Here is a 15,719-nt window from a genome sequence, read left to right on the forward strand (position 1 = left end):
GTTCTTATTATCCCAATAAAGGATAAACGCACCACCGCCAATACCTGACGATTGTGGTTCAACCAGCGAAAGCATCGATTGCACAGCTACCGCTGCATCGATCGCACTTCCGCCCTTTTCTAAAATATTCTTTCCCGCCCAAGACGCATAGGGATTTGCCGCTACAACCATATAATCTTCGGCTTCAAATGCCTTTTTCTCTATGTAGCCTGTTGCCGCTTCTGGTTCTCCGACTTCACGTGTTTGCTTCGCGTTCGCACCAAAAATAAAACAGCTAGATAATGCAAGAGTTACCACTGAAGCTCTGAAAAAAGCACTGCGTCTCAAAATAATACTTCCTCTTATTTAAATTTTTCGGGGTTTATTGGGCGTTTTTTAAGAAACGCATCAAACGCTTCTTGAGCTGCGGTTGTGCCCAACGCTTCTAAAAATATATCAAACTCTTCGTTCATTTGTTGGTTTGTTCGCTCTCCGTCACCTTTTAATAGCGCTTTTGTTTGTTTAAGCGAAAATGAAGGCTTGGCGACGAGTTTCTCTACCGTAGTTTGAACCGTTTGATCTATTTCGTGAGCGTCGACAATTTTTGTCAGAATACCAAATTGATAAGCATCAGCAGAGGTAAAGGGTTCGCCCAGCATTAGCCACTCTGCCGCCTTTATATGACCCGCAACCTTAGGCAAAAGATAACTTGATGCATATTCAGGAACAAGACCTAAGTTGATGAATGGTAGAACAAATCGGGTATCTGGAGTGGCGTAAACAAAATCGCAATGAAGTAAAAGCGTTGTGCCTATGCCCACTGCTAGTCCGTGAACTTGTGCAATAACCGGTAAATTACATGCAGCCAAAGCTCGCATAAAGGCAGCTGTTTCTGGCACCTGAGCGTGATCTTGTTGCTGTGCGAAGTCTCCAATGTCATTCCCTGCAGTAAAACAGTCGCCCGCGCCTTTAATAACCACCACTTTGGTTGAGCCATCGTTCTTAACACCTAATATGGCATTCGCCATTTCTTGGTACATGTCCCGCGTTAACGCATTTTTCTTATCGGTTCGGTTAAGTGTAATGGTTAAGCATTGCTGATATGTTTCGGTAATAATGTAAGACATAATTACTCCTTTACTGTCGTCTTTTTTATTTTAGATGTACTTCAGTTTTCACCGCGTTGGCAATTTCTGTATCATAGCCAGCAAATTCGAAATTCAAAAATAACTAACACTGATGATGTCACTGCCGTTTTCGCTTAAGTATAGTGCTGGTCCTTTATTAATTGCGCTATGCTCCGTTGTCGCGTTTGTCTTTGAGCCTATGTCTGGCAATTATTTGGCTTACGACAGGTACGCCATTCAAGGCCTGGAAACTTGGCGAATAGTCAGCGGAAATATCGTTCATACCAACGGCTACCACCTACTTTTAAATTTAGCAGGTCTGGCGCTATTGTGGGCTCTACACGGCGAACATTATCGCATTGGTTTGTACTTAAAAGTTTTTGTATGGTGCTGCTTAGGAACCAGTGTCGGGCTTCATTTCTTCTCTCCAGATCTAATATGGTACGCGGGTTTGTCTGGCGCATTACACGGTATTTTCGCATGGGGCGCCTGTGTTGATATAAAAGAGAAAATGAAGTCGGGTTGGTTATTGCTTATAGGTCTAGCCATCAAGGTGGGATACGAACAAATTGACGGTAGTAGTGAACAAGTTGCAAACCTGATTGACGCCAAAGTTGCCGTAGACGCGCATTTATTTGGTGCGCTTACGGGTATCGCAATCTTTTTACTTATGTTCATTACGGCGAAAAGAAAATAGAAACTCGAGCGATATAGCGTCACTCTTTTTGCGCATTTTGATTTGTTAAAGCAGATTAATGTGCTGAAGCAAAAAATGAAGATTAAAAAAAGGCCCGAATTCTTTGAATTTGGGCCTTTTTCTGTAAGCCTATTACTTTATGAGCAACCCAGCGCTTCTTAGACGTTAGGCGATTCAAGTAAAGGCTTTGCTTATAAGTTTTCTTCAAATAACTTATAGATACGGCGGTATTCATCAAGCCAAGAGCTTGGCTGCACAAAGCCATGTGGCTCTACCGGATAAATGGCCGTTTCAAAATCTTCTTTCTCAAGCTCGATAAGGCGCTGTACCAATCGTACGGTGTCGTGGAAAAACACATTGTCATCAACCATAGGCGCATTGATAAGCAATGGCTTTTCTAGTCCATCTGCGAAATAAATTGGCGAACTGCGCTCGAACGCGATGGGGTCGATATCAGGCGTATTTAGAATGTTTGCTGTATATGGCGTGTTGTAATGTGCCCAATCGGTTACCGGACGAAGTGCTGCACCTGCCGCAAACAGATCTGGCGCGGTAAACATAGACATAAAGGTCAAGAAGCCGCCGTATGAACCGCCGTATGTGCCAATACGCTCACGATCTACATTTGCATTTTCAACAAGCCAGTTAACACCATCACGCAAATCTTGCACTTCAGGCGTACCCATTTGACGATAAATAGCGGTTCGCCAATCACGTCCGTAGCCAGCACTAGCGCGATAGTCCATATCTAGTACGACATAGCCTTGCTGCACGAGCATGCTATGGAACATGTATTCTCGGAAGTAACCAGACCACCCCATGTGGGCGTTTTGCAAGTAGCCTGCACCGTGATTAAACACTACCGCTTTATTTGGTGCCGTCTTGTCGTAATTTTCCGGTAAATATACTCGTGCGTAAATAGGTGCATCGGTATGCGTCGATTCAATAGCAACGATGTTAGGCACCGCCCATGGAAGTGCATTAAAATCTGCACTGGTGCTTTGCGTGATTTGCTTTGCCGCTGTTGTTTCGTTTGCTGGCTTAACGTAAAGCTCTTGTGGTTGATTCACCTTGCTATGGCTTAGCAGCAAATTTTTACCATCAGGGCTAAGTGAGTAGTCTGTCATACCATTCAAATCAGTCATGGTATCGATGGTATTGTCACTTAAATCTGCACGATAAACTTCGTAAAGCCCCGGATGCTCCATGTTAGCTTTAAAGTAGATATAATTGTCATCGCTAGAAAGCGTTAAATCGTCAACAATAAAACGGCCGCTGGTTAGCGCGACAGGCTTCTCGCCAGGCTTTTGAACGTATAAGTGAGAGTAACCAGTATGCTCAGACTGATAGTAAAGCGTCTCGCTGTCATTTAGCCAATCAAACGCGTTGAAACGGTAGTTTACCCACGCATCGTCATGAAGCCTATGTTGGTTTTCTAGCGTTTTATTTTCTAGGTCGACCGTTGCAATCCAGCGGTCTTTGTTGTCCCACGCTTCTAGCATAACGGCAACAGCGTTACCGTTTTTGTGCCAGCGAATCGAAGGCTTAGTCCAATACCAGCTTTGCAGTAAGGTAATGTCGCGTGGCAAACGATTAACTTCATAGGTCTCGCCTTTTGCTTTCGCGTTTTCTTCTTTTACATCTGCAAGTACGTCGTCATTGTACCCAGGCAAATTAAAGTATTTAAGTTCACTCTTCTCGCCAGTTTTCAAATTAAGCAGCCACAGTTCATGATTTACCGATTCTGCATCTGCAACGCGTTGGCGTACCGGCTTCGCGGCAATACGGCTGTCTTCTTGGATATAATGCGGCATGATGTCGCTGTCATCACGAGTCGGCTTACTTTCCGTGGTGGCGACTACCGCGAAGTTACCCGCAGGTGATACGCTAATACCCGCTAGTCGATGCGTCTTATCAAAGTAAAACGGCGTAGGTGCTACACTGCTGTTTTCTTTGGCCAACGCTTTTTGAGCGTCGTCTTTTTCTTGTCTGTTTTTGCGCTGTAGTTTGATGTATTCCACCAGCGACTGTTGCTGCTCGGCAATATAATCCTTAGGCGGCTCAACCGCTTTGGGCTCGTCGCTAAACTCCCAGCTTAACAATTCTTCGCGGGTGCCGTTAGATAGGTCTATAGCAATAAATTTGTTACCGCTTAACGCCATTAAGCGGCCATCAGTCATAAATGAAAGCGTTGACAGCGCATTCCCGCCACGCGCTATACGCACGGTTTCACCGTTGGTAAATTGCACATAAACACTGTCTTCAAATGAATAAGCAATTACACCATCATTTCTTACTACACGTTCGTCAAAACGATACTTGTGCAAATCTGATAATGGCGCTTGTACGGCATTTGCAGGGTTTGAGAGTTCAGCAACATAAACATCTGTTAACGCGCTATCTTGCCTTTCTTTTTCAAAAACAATTTTATCGCCATTGACCGACCACCCCATACCTTCGGGTAGCGCGCCCATCCATTGTGGGTCTGACATTATTTGCTTTAAAGTAATTTCACCATTTTTCGCGCTGTTCTGAGGCGCGACATCTGGTGTAACGGTTTGCTGGACAGTGGCAGCAGGAAGCGATGTAGACGCTGTTTGGCTAGATGGTTCGTTAGTCGTGCTTGCACATCCGCCCAACGCAAAAGTAACGCTAGCCGCGATGAGTAAAGAAGAGTATTTTTTCATTATTTTAAGTCGTTGTTATGTAAAAAACGTTAACATTATACGCAGAGCAGTTACCAATGCGCTAACGTTCATCGATTGAGATAGTGAACCAAACGTAAACCATCTGCGTTTATGGTTGTGAAACTGGTCTGTCGGCCTGAACAAAATAACAAAAATTCACTGATGAGGTAAAACACTATGAAAGCGAAAGGTTTTGTACCTGCGTTGCTTGCGCTCAGCTTTTTCACGACTCCTAGCTTTGCGAGCGAGTGCCCCAGCGTACTAAAGTTCATGAAGCGTAAGCTCAACTCACAAGAAACGGTGAATTTGTGTAACGAATATGCCGGAAAGACCCTTTTAGTGGTGAACACAGCCAGCTATTGCGGCTACACGCCACAATTTGAAGGTTTAGAAGCCCTTTATAGTGACTACAAAGACAAAGATTTTGTAGTACTTGGCTTCCCGTCGCACGATTTTAACCAAGAAGATAATGATGAAGGCAAAACGGCAGAACTGTGTGAATTGACTTATGGCGTAAAGTTTCCGATGTTTGAACCAATATCGGTAAAAGGTGAAGACGCCGATCCTATGTATAGAATGCTAAAAACCGCCACCGGCAAAGCGCCATCATGGAACTTTAATAAGTACCTTATTGACAGCTCTGGTAAGCAAATAACCCACTACCCTAGTTCAACAAAGCCCACTGATCCGGCTTTTATCGCTGACATAGAGGCACTCCTCAAAAGCGAATAAAACCGCGAATATCAACGCTGCCTATAGGTCACACCAAACGAGAATCTAAAAGCCACGCATAAAAAAGCCCCGCGTAACACGCGGGGCAATCAAGCACACTCAACTTGGAACACACTTTTAGCTGAAAACATACTTCCTACGTTTTAGCTAACTGCATTAATTTAGTGTGTTTAGTTGTTGGTTAGTTCAATTATTTTTTCGCTTGCTTCAGAAAAAGCCTTGTTTGCTTGCTCTTCGCCCATGTTAAGTCCTTCAGCGTAAACGAATTTAACGTCACTGATACCAACAAAATTTAAAAAGTGTTTTAAATACGGCGTTTGCGTATCAAAGTCTGAACCTGCATACACACCACCACGCGCGGCAAAAACAGTCGCTGATTTATTTTCTAGCAATCCGACAGGACCTGTCTCGGTATACTTAAATGTTATACCAGCTCTTGCAATACGGTCGAAGTAAGCTTTTAAGCTCGATGGGATGCCAAAGTTGTACATTGGCACGGCTAGCACAATTTCGTCAGCCGCTTTTATTGCTTCAACAATGTCATCAGAGACTTTTGCCAATGCCTGTTGTGATTCATTTCGCTCAGACGCCTCAGTCATCCACGCCTGCATTTCTTCACCTGTTAGATGAGGCAGTGCCAGAGAGGCAACATCCACGCGGTTAATGTGCACAGAACCGTCATTCTCAATTTTTGAAAGATACTCGTTTGCAAGCTTTGAAGAATTACCTTGGTTGCCATTTAGGCTGGAAAATATAGCCAGTACTTTTTTCATGCCGAACTCCAATATTCGTTGTTTCGATAATATATGGCTATATTACGGCAATCGGGTGGGATGAAAATATCAAAAACATGAAGGCTTCGTTCTATTTTGTAGAACAAACTGCCAAGGAAAAGAACAAATGTGAAATTATTGAAAACATTACATTACGTTAATGTTGCAAGGAGGTTGATCTTCTCTTATTTGCTCAGCGTAACCGAGTTTGCCACAACACAATTAAGAGGATACAAAATATGAGAAGGACCAAAGCGCTCCTTGCATGTTCAATATTACCACTGTTTTTAATTGGCTGCTCGGATGACGACGACGATGTCGTACAAGAGCCCACACCCTCCCCGGAATACGCAAACGTTCGAGTTGTTCACGCAGCATCAGACGCACCAATGGTAAACATCACTGCTAACGACGCCATACTCAACGATCTTGAAAGCGTTGATTACCAAGTTGCTTCATCTCGCTTTGAAGTCGAGACAGGCATGTACGATATTGGTGTTACAGGCATTCTTCCAGGTGAAAACGCTGAAGTGCTGCAAGCTGACGTTACTTTAGAAGCTGACATGAACTACGATATTTTTGCCGTAGGTAATGTTGGCGATGAGTCGTTATCGCTTTTAACAGTGACCAGTATGGAAACCGCAGTTGACGCGGGTAATGCTCAAGTACAGATTGTACACGCAGCATCAATGGCACCTATGGTAGATATTTATGTTACGGCACCAGATACAGATATCACTGCCGAGCAGCCGCTTGTTACTGCTGAATTTACTGACGCAACCGATTTAATTCAAGTACCTGCGGGCGATTATCAAATTCGTATTACACCGGCCGGTGAGACAACAGTTGTATACGACTCTGGTACGGTAAACCTTGCAGACGGTGCCGATTTGCTTATCGCTGCTACTAATAACGTAGGTACCGGCGATTCACCAGTAACATTACTGGCCGCGGACGGTGATGGAAGCTTCAAGATTTGGGATGCTGAAGCAGGTGCTGCTATCCGCGTTGTGCACGGTATCAGCGACGCACCAGCGGTTGATGTTGTAGCAAATAACGAAATAGTATTGGTGGACGGAATACAGTTCCCGCGCACCACAGACTATTTGTCTGTTGCAGCCGGTGACTATCTCATTGACGTTGTAGCCGATAGCGACAACAGTGTTGTGGCAATTGACGATGCTGAGTTGACGCTAGAAGTAGGTATGTCTTATACCGCTATCGCAAACAACGTTTTGGCTGCACCAGAACTTGATGTACTTGTTGATATGCCCCGCTCCGTAGCGACTGAAGCGAAAGTGCGTATTGTACATGCTTCACCTTCAGCGGGTAACGTCGATATTTACGTAACCGCAGATGGCGAAATTGATGCGGTTGACCCGGCATTTGCCGATATTGCCTATGAGACTGGCGAGCTTATTGAAACAGGTTACGTAAGTCTTGCAGAAGGTGACTACGTCGTTACGGTTACACCAACAGGCACCAAAACAGCGGCAATCGAAACAGGCGTTTTAACGCTTGAGAATGGTGAGATTTACACTGCTATCGCATTAGATGGTGCAATGGAAGGCGATTTACCTCAATTAGCGTTGCTTGATGGCCTAGCACCACCTCCACCAGCTTTTAATGCTGACATGACTTACAATGTAAACTTAAGTGGTTCACAAGAAGTGCCTGCCGTTACTACTATGTCTATGGCAACTGCAGTGGTCGAAATTGACGAAGACTTACCGGCGTTTAGCGTAAGTGTTGACGTATCAGGCTTAACGGATGTTACTGGTGTACACGTACACGATGGCGGCATTGGTATGAATGGTCCGGTTGCTTTCCCACTGACTGATGCTGGTAATGGTACTTATGTTCTCGCTGAAACTAATATTTCACCTAGCAACTTAGACGCGCTGACTAGCGGTGAGTGGTATTTAAATGTTCACACTACCGCTAACCCTAATGGCGAAGTGCGTGGTCAGATTGTTCCCGACACAACTGCGGTAGTAACATTCTCACTAAGCGGCAGCCAAGAGGTACCAGCAGTTGACACCATGGCAATGGGGTCTGGCTATGCGCTCTTCGACACCACAAACAACAACGTTTCTCTTGTGGCGGTAACCACTATTGAAAATGCGACTATGGCGCACATTCATACTGGGTTTGCTGGTGAAAATGGTGACGTGCTTGTAGGACTTGTGGAAAGTGAAAGCACCGCTGGCGTTTGGATGACAGACGGAAGCATAGCACTAGATGAAGCCACAGCTACGCAACTACTGGCAGGTGGTCATTATGTGAATGTGCATACAGCAGCTAATACTGGTGGTGAAATTCGCGGCCAAATCACGCCTGATAATATTGAAGTGTACGGCATCATTGCCAACGGCCTACAAGAAGTACCGGCAGTAACTACGACAGCAAGCGGCGCTGGTGCATTTACTTTGAATACATCTACAGGTGCACTGTCAGGCAGCGTAACCATTACCGGTATGACAGCAAACATGGCTCACATTCACGAGGGTGAAATGGGCGTAAATGGTGATGTTCTAATTGGACTTACTGCCGGAACCAGCGGTATGTGGTCTGTGCCAGCTAATACTACGTTAACCGCTGAGCAAATGAATGTTATGGCAGACGGAGGTCTTTACACTAACTTCCACTCAGATGCATTCCCAAGCGGTGAAATTCGTGGACAAATTACGCTAGGTTTTGACTAGTAAAAAATTGCTAAACCCATTGTGTTTCAATTATATTGAGACCCAATTAATCTAAAATAAAAAAAGGGGCAAACGCCCCTTTTTTGTGTTTCTCGACAAGAAGATTTTATCTATATGGTATTTAGCGCCGTGTCGAAATCTGCAATCAGATCCTGAGTGTCTTCAATACCTACCGAAATACGCAGCATGGTATCGGAAATACCCATTAACTCACGCTCTTCTGCCGTGTTCTCAAAATAAATAGTAGGCGCAACTGGAAGCGCTAAGGTGCGATTATCCCCTAAGTGCGTGGCGCAAATAACTAACTTCATTTCGTTTAAAAACGCCACTGGATCAGCACCGTCGATAAGGTCAAAACTCAAAATTGCGCCATAGCCGTCGTTTAGGTATTCCCGTGCCATGAAATGCTGAGGGTGGTCGGCAAGACCTGGATAAAAGACTTTAGATACCTTGGGATGATTATCTAGGAACGTCGCCAACTGCATAGCATTATGCTGACTTCGTGATAAACGTAAATCTAAGGTTTCCATGCCTAGGGCAATGGCCGTCGCTGATTGCGGTGCCAATGTAGCGCCTAAATCGCGTAAACCTTTCTTTTTAATTTGCGTAATGCCCCACTGTGCAGTATCTGCAACCTGATAAGCCGGTTTTAGGTTACTAAACTTACTCCAATCATAGTTACCCGTATCAATGACAGCACCACCTAAAACGTTACCGTGACCTGCAATGTATTTTGTCAGCGAGCAAAACACTAACGACGCTTTAACATCTTTAGCATAAAAAACAGGGGGTGGCGTCATGGTGTTATCAACCATAAACAGCATGTGCTTCTCTTCGCAGAATTGACCGATGGCGTGAAGGTCGGCCACCTGTGTCACAGGGTTAGCTACGGTTTCGGTGTAAACGCCTTTTGTGTTTGGCTGGTAAGCTTCTTTGACTTGCTGAATGTCGGTCACATCTGTGTAGGTAACCTGCACACCAAAATCTTTAATGGTTTCAAAAAAGCTTCGCGTATTACCAAATAGGTATTGGCTTACAATTAAATGGTCGCCGGCTTTGAGTAAAGCAAATAACGAGCTGCTTATCGCCGCCATTCCGGTTGAGTAACACAAGGTACCTACACCGCCTTCCAGATCATTAAGCATATTTTGCAGTGCCGCCACAGAAGGTGACGATGAACGAGAATAAACATGAGCAGCTCGTTTACCTTGAAACGCATCGATGATGCCCTGCGCATCTTTAAACTCGAAAAGAACTGAATTAGACGTGCTGCTGTGAACACCACCATGTTCAGGCGTATTTAGCATGCGATCAGAATGAACTTGACGGGTTGTGAATCCCAATTTTGTCACGGGTAAAGCTCCGAAAATAGATGTTTGCGACCGAGCCGAGCGCGCACCAGTACTCTGAGTTGATACGGTTGCGTACTTACCACTTCAATAGAAATGATTATGGCTTTGTAATGCAGTTTTTAGGATATTTTGCGCAAACATTATCATAAAACGTATAAATAGTTTGCATTTGTTCATCTATGTTAGTCACTTTCTGAATAATTGGCCCCAACACAATCATCTTTCTGGCGTAGTCCAACCCAATGACTTGTATAGGAATTTCGGCTTCTCGTGCAATGTGCATAAAGCCTGTTTTCCATGGATAAATGGGGCTTCGCGTACCCTCTGGCGCTAACGCGAGTATTAATTGATCTGCTTCCTTTATCTTATTTGCAATAGACGTGACCACCCCATGCGCTTTACTTCTCTCTATAGGAATACCGCCTAATTTTTTAACAATAGCGCCCAAAGGGGGCGCAAAGATGGTGTGCTTTCCGAAAAAATTAATGTTTAGCTTAAAGGAAAAAACCACGAACAAGCCAATAAAGAAGTCCCAGTTCGATGTATGCGGTGCTACCGCTAAAATGGCTTTTTTCTGATTGATTAGTTCGCCTTCTACACGCCAGCCCCTTTTTGTCAGCACCCAAGCTGCGAACGACGACAACCAGTTGGGCCACTTGCGAGGGACATGCTCTCCAACGTTGACACTATTGGCCTGTTGAGAGTGGGTTTGAGGGTGTGAGGTTTCTGTCATTATAATTATGCTCTGCTTACTACACTTAGGTTATCTATTTGCTAATTTATTTTCTGAGGCTTCGAAGTGGAATACCGTAACGAAAAGCGCTTTACTTTCCATATTGTACCCGCATATTAATTAACAGAGTAAAACGTTGGAGTGTGCGCAGTTTGGCGAAGAGTAATCAAAATGGGTTTGTAACGCAATTGTTAACAATGCAGCGTTTTGAATTCTTAGAGAATATGGGCTTAATATAGCTATGTGTATTTTATTTATCGCAAACAATATGCGAGATGACTACCCGCTTATCATCGCTGCGAATCGGGATGAGTTTTACGCACGACCAACCGCGCCGTCTTCATTCTGGAAAAGCCACCCGCATTTGCTCGCCGGACAAGACTTAGAAGCTAATGGAACCTGGATGGGTGTTACGCGTAACGGATATGTGGCGGCACTTACTAATGTAAGGGACCCACACAACATCAATAAAAATGCGGTATCGCGAGGTGAATTAGTCGCCAACTGGCTGAAGCACGACTCAGTCGAAATGAAGTCTGTTGCACAATCACAATACTTGGCAACGCTAGAAAAAACGCGCCACCGATACAACGGCTACAACCTGTTATTCGGAGATATAAATTCGCTTAAGGTTTACAACAACGTAAACAATTCGACCCACATTATCGACACTGGTGTCTACGGTTTGTCTAACGCGGATATTGCCACACCTTGGCCAAAAGTCACGCAGGGCGTTACCGCATTGAACAATTATGTCACCAAACAAAACATCATTAATGATGAAGACTTATTTGATATTTTACGTTACGACAATAAAGCCGACGATGCCCTGTTACCCGACACGGGCGTAGGCTATGAGTGGGAAAAGGCGCTGTCTTCCATTTTTATTCAATCCGAAAAATACGGAACACGCACCTCTACACTGCTATTAGTAGATAAAAACAATACGCTGACCTGGAAAGAACGACGCTTTTCAGACAAAGGCGAAGCACAAGAAACCCGCGCTTTTTCTTTTTCAATTTAGGGTATTTTTGAAATGAAACTTTCGTTTACGTTTTCTTTCCTCGACTAATTGAAATATTTTCAACCTTTAGGGGTCGTTTTTTCTACCATCGGTGGCATAATGCCAGCCTGCTATCTTTTGCATACCAACGTAACGTGAGGACATATCGTGTTTGAAGTATTACCCCATCTCGCCCCAGATCCAATTCTTGGCCTGTCAGCTGCTTTTCGTGAAGACACCAACCCAAACAAAATCGATTTAGGTGTTGGCGTATATAAAGATGAGCAAGGTAATACCCCTATTCTTTCAAGTGTCGCAAAAGCGCAAAAAGTGCTTTTAGATACCGAAACTAGCAAAACCTACATCACGCCTCAGGGCAACCAAGGTTTTATCGACGGTATGTTGTCTTTGCTATTAGGTAAGACTAGCCCCGTTCTATTAGCAGACCGCGTTGCAGCGGTTCAAGCTCCAGGTGGTTGTGGTGCATTGCGTATTCTTTCAGAACTACTTGCCCGTTGTAACGACAACGCTAAAGTATGGGTAAGCGACCCGACATGGGCGAACCACATTCCACTTATCGGCTCTGCGGGTCTTAAAATCGAAACCTACCCGTACTTCGATAAAGCGTCAGCAAGCATTCGCTTTGACGCTATGATGGAAACCCTTCGCAAAACTGAAAAAGGCGATATCGTTCTTCTACACGGTTGCTGTCACAACCCTACAGGTGCTGATCTTACTAATGCACAATGGGATGAAGTACTAGAAGTAGCGAAAGAGCGAGAATTCCTGCCTTTCATCGATGTGGCTTACCTAGGTTTTGGTGAAGGTTTAGAAGAAGACGCGTACGGCATGCGTTTGTTGGTAGAAAACCTACCAGAGGTTATCGTTGCAGCTTCTTGTTCTAAGAACTTTGGCCTTTATCGCGAACGTGTTGGTTTGGCTGCCATCATTACTGAAGATTCAGCAACCCGTAAAATTGCTCAGGGTCAAATTCAGTCAATCGCACGTGGCATCTACTCTATGCCACCGAGCTACGGCGGCGCGTTGGTAGACATTATCCTAGCTGACGAAGCCCTTAACAACGAGTGGGTATCTGAAGTGAACGAAATGCGCGATCGCATGAAATCACTCCGTGCAATGCTAGTTCAAAACCTTCACGATAATGGCTCGCCTAAAGACTTTAGCTTCGTAGACGACCAAAAAGGTATGTTCTCGTTCTTGTGTATTACTCCAGAGCAAGTGCGCGAAGTGCGTGAAAAGCACAGTGTGTATTTTGTTGATTCTAGCCGCGTGAACATTGCGGGCATCAACCAAGAAAACGTAGAAACACTTGCTAAAGCATTGGTATCAGTGCTTTAAGTACGAACTATTGATTCTTAAGATTCGAAAGGCAGGGTTCACACCCTGCCTTTTTTATTGCCTTCAAATTACCCGTCTTCCTATTTCTGCGATGAACGCCCCAACCACGCTGTCAGTAGCGGTTAGTCACACTTTTTAACAAATTCACGCAGTGCGCTATACGCCTTTTAGTAGGGCAAGCCGGATATAATCGTTACACTGTAACAATGTTGACGTACACGTTAACTTGGTATTTATTACGACTGACTTATAACAATGAGATTAACGACAAGAACAAGGATCACCCATGTCTAAAGTAAGTGTATTTTGTCTTTCTGCCGCGCTACTTGGCAGTGCAATGCAAGTAAATGCAAAGGAAGGCATGTTCACGCCAGAACAACTCCCTTCAATTGCCGGCGATTTAAAAGAAACAGGCTTAGCAATCCCTGCTAGTAGTATTAACGACCTAACCGCGTTTCCTATGGGCGCGATTGTTTCATTAGGTGGCTGTTCAGCATCGTTTGTCTCTGACAAAGGCTTGGCCGTTACTAATCACCACTGTGCGCGCGGCTCTGTTCAATATAACAGCACCCCAGAAAACAACTATTTAAAAGATGGTTTCCTAGCAAAAGAAATTGGTGAAGAACTGCCGGCCGCGCCGGGTACACGCATGTTCGTTACGGTCGATTTTTCTGATGTAACCGACAACGTCATTGGCGGCATCAGTGATGACGTTCAAGGCCGCGAGCGCTACGACCTCATTGAAGCAAACCGCAAAGCGTTAATTGCAGAGTGTGAGTCTGAAGCGGGCTTCCGCTGCTCTGTACCTTCGTTTTTCCAAGGCCTTGAGTATAAGCTAATTAAGCAAATGGAAATTCGTGACGTGCGCATTGCCTACGCGCCTGCTGATTCAATTGGTAAATACGGTGGTGATGTAGATAACTGGATGTGGCCTCGTCACACGGGCGACTTTTCTTTCTACCGAGCTTATGTGGGTAAAGACGGTAAACCCGCTGATTACAGTGAAGAGAACGTGCCGTTTAAACCTGACCATTTCTTAAAAGTTTCGGCAGCTGGACTTGAAGACGGCGACTTTGTTATGGCAGCGGGCTACCCTGGCTCTACTAATCGCTATGCACGTTTATCACAAGTGTCGTACACGTTTGATTGGTTATATCCCACTTACCTTGAACTGGTAGACGCGTGGATCAAGACTATCGAAAGTGCATCTGAAGAAGGCAGCGATGCGCGTATCAAATACGAAGCATTGTTAGCGGGTCTTAACAACTTCCACAAAAATACGTTAGGCCAGCTTTCTGGCGCTAAACGCGTTGGACTTGTTCCACGTCGCGCTGAGCGTGAAGAGCAACTAGCTGCATGGCTTGATAAAAACGGTAAGAGTGAAATGAAGCAAGCACTTGCCGATCTTGATGCGGTTAGTGCTGAACAAATGCAAATGAACAAGCAAAACTTCTGGTACAACAACCTAAGTCGTGCACAACTCTTGTCATCAGCCCAAACCCTTTATCGCAATGCCATCGAAAAAGAAAAGCCGGACGCAGAACGTGAATCTGGATTTCAGGACCGCGATCAAATTCGCCTGAAAGAAGGCGTAGAGCGCATTGAGCGTCGCTTTGATCCGGCCGTTGATCAGGCCGTTTGGCAAAAAATGATTAGTATGTACCTTGAACAGCCTGAAGAAAACCGAGTAGCTGCGTTCGATAAAGCAGTAGGCATTGATAGTGATACAGACGGGAAAACACTTCAGAAGAAGTTAAAGGCGTTTTACGACAAGACTTCATTGACTAACACTGAAGAACGTTTGAAATGGTTAACTGCAAGCCGCGCTGATTTCGAAAATAGCAACGACCCGTTCATTAAACTTGCGGTTGCCCTGTTCGATACCGAAATGGCTATTGAAGATAAGAGCAAAACGCTAAGCGGTAAAGCTGCAGCGCTTCGCCCTAAATACATGAGTGCCATTATTGAGTGGCAAAAATCTTTGGGCAGCCTTGCTTATCCAGATGCAAACAGTACGCTGCGCGTCACTTACGGTAACGTAATGGGCGGCTCGCCAAAAGACGGTCTGATTTACGAGCCGTTCACTCGTCTTGAAGGTATTACTGAGAAAGACACAGGCGAGACACCTTTCGACTCTCCTAAAAAGCAGCTTACGCTTATTGAGGACAAGAAATATGGACCTTACAAGTTAGAAGCTATTAACAGCGTGCCGGTGAACTTCCTTACCGATTTAGATTCAACCGGCGGTAACTCAGGCTCAGCAACGCTTAACGCAAAAGCAGAGCTTATCGGTCTGTTGTTTGACGGTACGTTCGAGAGCGTTAATTCTGATTGGGATTTTGATCCGAAAACAACCCGTACCATCCATGTAGATAGCCGCTACATGTTATGGGTAATGGAATACGTTGACGGTGCAACAAACCTCATCGAAGAGATGACCATCGTTAAATAACCACCAAATAATGGGGTCAAATAATGGGGTCAGAGTCTGAGGGATCCCCACGAATTTAATTCCATGTGCCTGCGGTCCAGGCCCCGTCGACTATGGAGCTGTACCATTTGAGTGCAGTTT

12 protein-coding genes are annotated in these 15,719 nt (G+C 44.8%); 6 read left to right on the plus strand and 6 right to left on the minus strand.

Annotated features, from left to right (window positions below; genetic code table 11):
• Together BIZ39_RS17580 and BIZ39_RS17585 are read right to left on the minus strand one after the other, a co-directional pair.
• On the minus strand, window positions 1-327 hold a 327-nt coding region (locus tag BIZ39_RS17580), incomplete at its 3' end, for a gamma-glutamyltransferase (RefSeq protein WP_187447595.1).
• Between the two features lie 14 nt (window positions 328-341).
• Window positions 342-1,106 carry an enoyl-CoA hydratase gene (locus BIZ39_RS17585; RefSeq protein WP_187447596.1) on the minus strand — a complete coding sequence of 255 codons (765 nt, stop codon included), beginning with the start codon at window positions 1,104-1,106 and terminating at the stop codon, window positions 342-344.
• Between the two features lie 112 nt (window positions 1,107-1,218).
• Between BIZ39_RS17585 and rrtA the strand changes: the two genes are divergently transcribed.
• A complete protein-coding gene (rrtA, locus tag BIZ39_RS17590) occupies window positions 1,219-1,803 on the plus strand; it encodes a rhombosortase (protein ID WP_187447597.1) in 585 nt (194 codons plus the stop codon).
• 191 nt (window positions 1,804-1,994) lie between these two features.
• Here the strand turns inward: rrtA and BIZ39_RS17595 are convergent, their stop codons facing one another.
• A complete protein-coding gene (locus BIZ39_RS17595; protein ID WP_187447598.1) occupies window positions 1,995-4,490 on the minus strand; it encodes a S9 family peptidase in 2,496 nt (831 codons plus the stop codon).
• Between the two features lie 177 nt (window positions 4,491-4,667).
• Here BIZ39_RS17595 and BIZ39_RS17600 point away from each other — a divergent pair, with 177 nt between their 5' ends.
• The gene (locus BIZ39_RS17600; RefSeq protein WP_014949715.1) at window positions 4,668-5,222 is read left to right on the plus strand and encodes a glutathione peroxidase; all 555 of its coding nucleotides are present in this window, start codon (window positions 4,668-4,670) and stop codon (window positions 5,220-5,222) included.
• A 170-nt stretch (window positions 5,223-5,392) separates the two neighbouring features.
• On the opposite strand, the gene BIZ39_RS17605 is transcribed toward BIZ39_RS17600, so the two are convergent.
• Complete coding sequence (locus tag BIZ39_RS17605; protein WP_168534168.1) at window positions 5,393-5,995, minus strand: FMN-dependent NADH-azoreductase; 603 nt, start codon at window positions 5,993-5,995, stop codon at window positions 5,393-5,395.
• A gap of 239 nt (window positions 5,996-6,234) precedes the next feature.
• On the opposite strand from BIZ39_RS17605, the gene BIZ39_RS17610 reads away from it, so the two are divergent.
• Window positions 6,235-8,700 carry a CHRD domain-containing protein gene (locus BIZ39_RS17610; protein ID WP_187447599.1) on the plus strand — a complete coding sequence of 822 codons (2,466 nt, stop codon included), beginning with the start codon at window positions 6,235-6,237 and terminating at the stop codon, window positions 8,698-8,700.
• Between the two features lie 110 nt (window positions 8,701-8,810).
• Here the strand turns inward: BIZ39_RS17610 and BIZ39_RS17615 are convergent, their stop codons facing one another.
• Complete coding sequence (locus BIZ39_RS17615) at window positions 8,811-10,052, minus strand: cystathionine gamma-synthase family protein (protein WP_039225530.1); 1,242 nt, start codon at window positions 10,050-10,052, stop codon at window positions 8,811-8,813.
• A 97-nt stretch (window positions 10,053-10,149) separates the two neighbouring features.
• On the minus strand, window positions 10,150-10,785 hold the full coding sequence (locus BIZ39_RS17620; protein WP_187447600.1) for a 1-acyl-sn-glycerol-3-phosphate acyltransferase: 636 nt from the start codon (window positions 10,783-10,785) through the stop codon (window positions 10,150-10,152).
• A gap of 241 nt (window positions 10,786-11,026) precedes the next feature.
• Here BIZ39_RS17620 and BIZ39_RS17625 point away from each other — a divergent pair, with 241 nt between their 5' ends.
• The 3 genes from BIZ39_RS17625 (at window position 11,027) to BIZ39_RS17635 (ending at window position 15,599) form a co-directional block, all read left to right on the plus strand.
• Window positions 11,027-11,809, plus strand: coding sequence for an NRDE family protein (locus BIZ39_RS17625; RefSeq protein ID WP_014949720.1), 783 nt, complete (start codon window positions 11,027-11,029; stop codon window positions 11,807-11,809).
• Window positions 11,810-11,956: 147 nt separating this feature from the next.
• On the plus strand, window positions 11,957-13,147 hold the full coding sequence (locus BIZ39_RS17630) for an aromatic amino acid transaminase (RefSeq protein WP_156086492.1): 1,191 nt from the start codon (window positions 11,957-11,959) through the stop codon (window positions 13,145-13,147).
• 286 nt (window positions 13,148-13,433) lie between these two features.
• On the plus strand, window positions 13,434-15,599 hold the full coding sequence (locus BIZ39_RS17635; RefSeq protein WP_110288776.1) for a S46 family peptidase: 2,166 nt from the start codon (window positions 13,434-13,436) through the stop codon (window positions 15,597-15,599).
• The last annotated feature ends 120 nt before the right edge of the window (window positions 15,600-15,719 follow it).

The organism is Alteromonas sp. BZK5 (genome assembly GCF_014349115.1).
GTDB lineage: Bacteria > Pseudomonadota > Gammaproteobacteria > Enterobacterales > Alteromonadaceae > Alteromonas > Alteromonas macleodii.

What these genes read in the sequence shown, in the direction of transcription:
- BIZ39_RS17610 (WP_187447599.1), top strand. Translation starts at nt 6,235, where the DNA reads ATGAGAAGGACCAAAGCGCTCCTTGCATGTTCAATATTACCACTGTTT.
- BIZ39_RS17600 (WP_014949715.1), top strand. Translation starts at nt 4,668, where the DNA reads ATGAAAGCGAAAGGTTTTGTACCTGCGTTGCTTGCGCTCAGCTTTTTC.
- rrtA (WP_187447597.1), top strand. Translation starts at nt 1,219, where the DNA reads ATGATGTCACTGCCGTTTTCGCTTAAGTATAGTGCTGGTCCTTTATTA.
- BIZ39_RS17595 (WP_187447598.1), bottom strand. Translation starts at nt 4,490, where the DNA reads ATGAAAAAATACTCTTCTTTACTCATCGCGGCTAGCGTTACTTTTGCG.
- BIZ39_RS17635 (WP_110288776.1), top strand. Translation starts at nt 13,434, where the DNA reads ATGTCTAAAGTAAGTGTATTTTGTCTTTCTGCCGCGCTACTTGGCAGT.
- BIZ39_RS17625 (WP_014949720.1), top strand. Translation starts at nt 11,027, where the DNA reads ATGTGTATTTTATTTATCGCAAACAATATGCGAGATGACTACCCGCTT.
- BIZ39_RS17620 (WP_187447600.1), bottom strand. Translation starts at nt 10,785, where the DNA reads ATGACAGAAACCTCACACCCTCAAACCCACTCTCAACAGGCCAATAGT.
- BIZ39_RS17585 (WP_187447596.1), bottom strand. Translation starts at nt 1,106, where the DNA reads ATGTCTTACATTATTACCGAAACATATCAGCAATGCTTAACCATTACA.
- BIZ39_RS17605 (WP_168534168.1), bottom strand. Translation starts at nt 5,995, where the DNA reads ATGAAAAAAGTACTGGCTATATTTTCCAGCCTAAATGGCAACCAAGGT.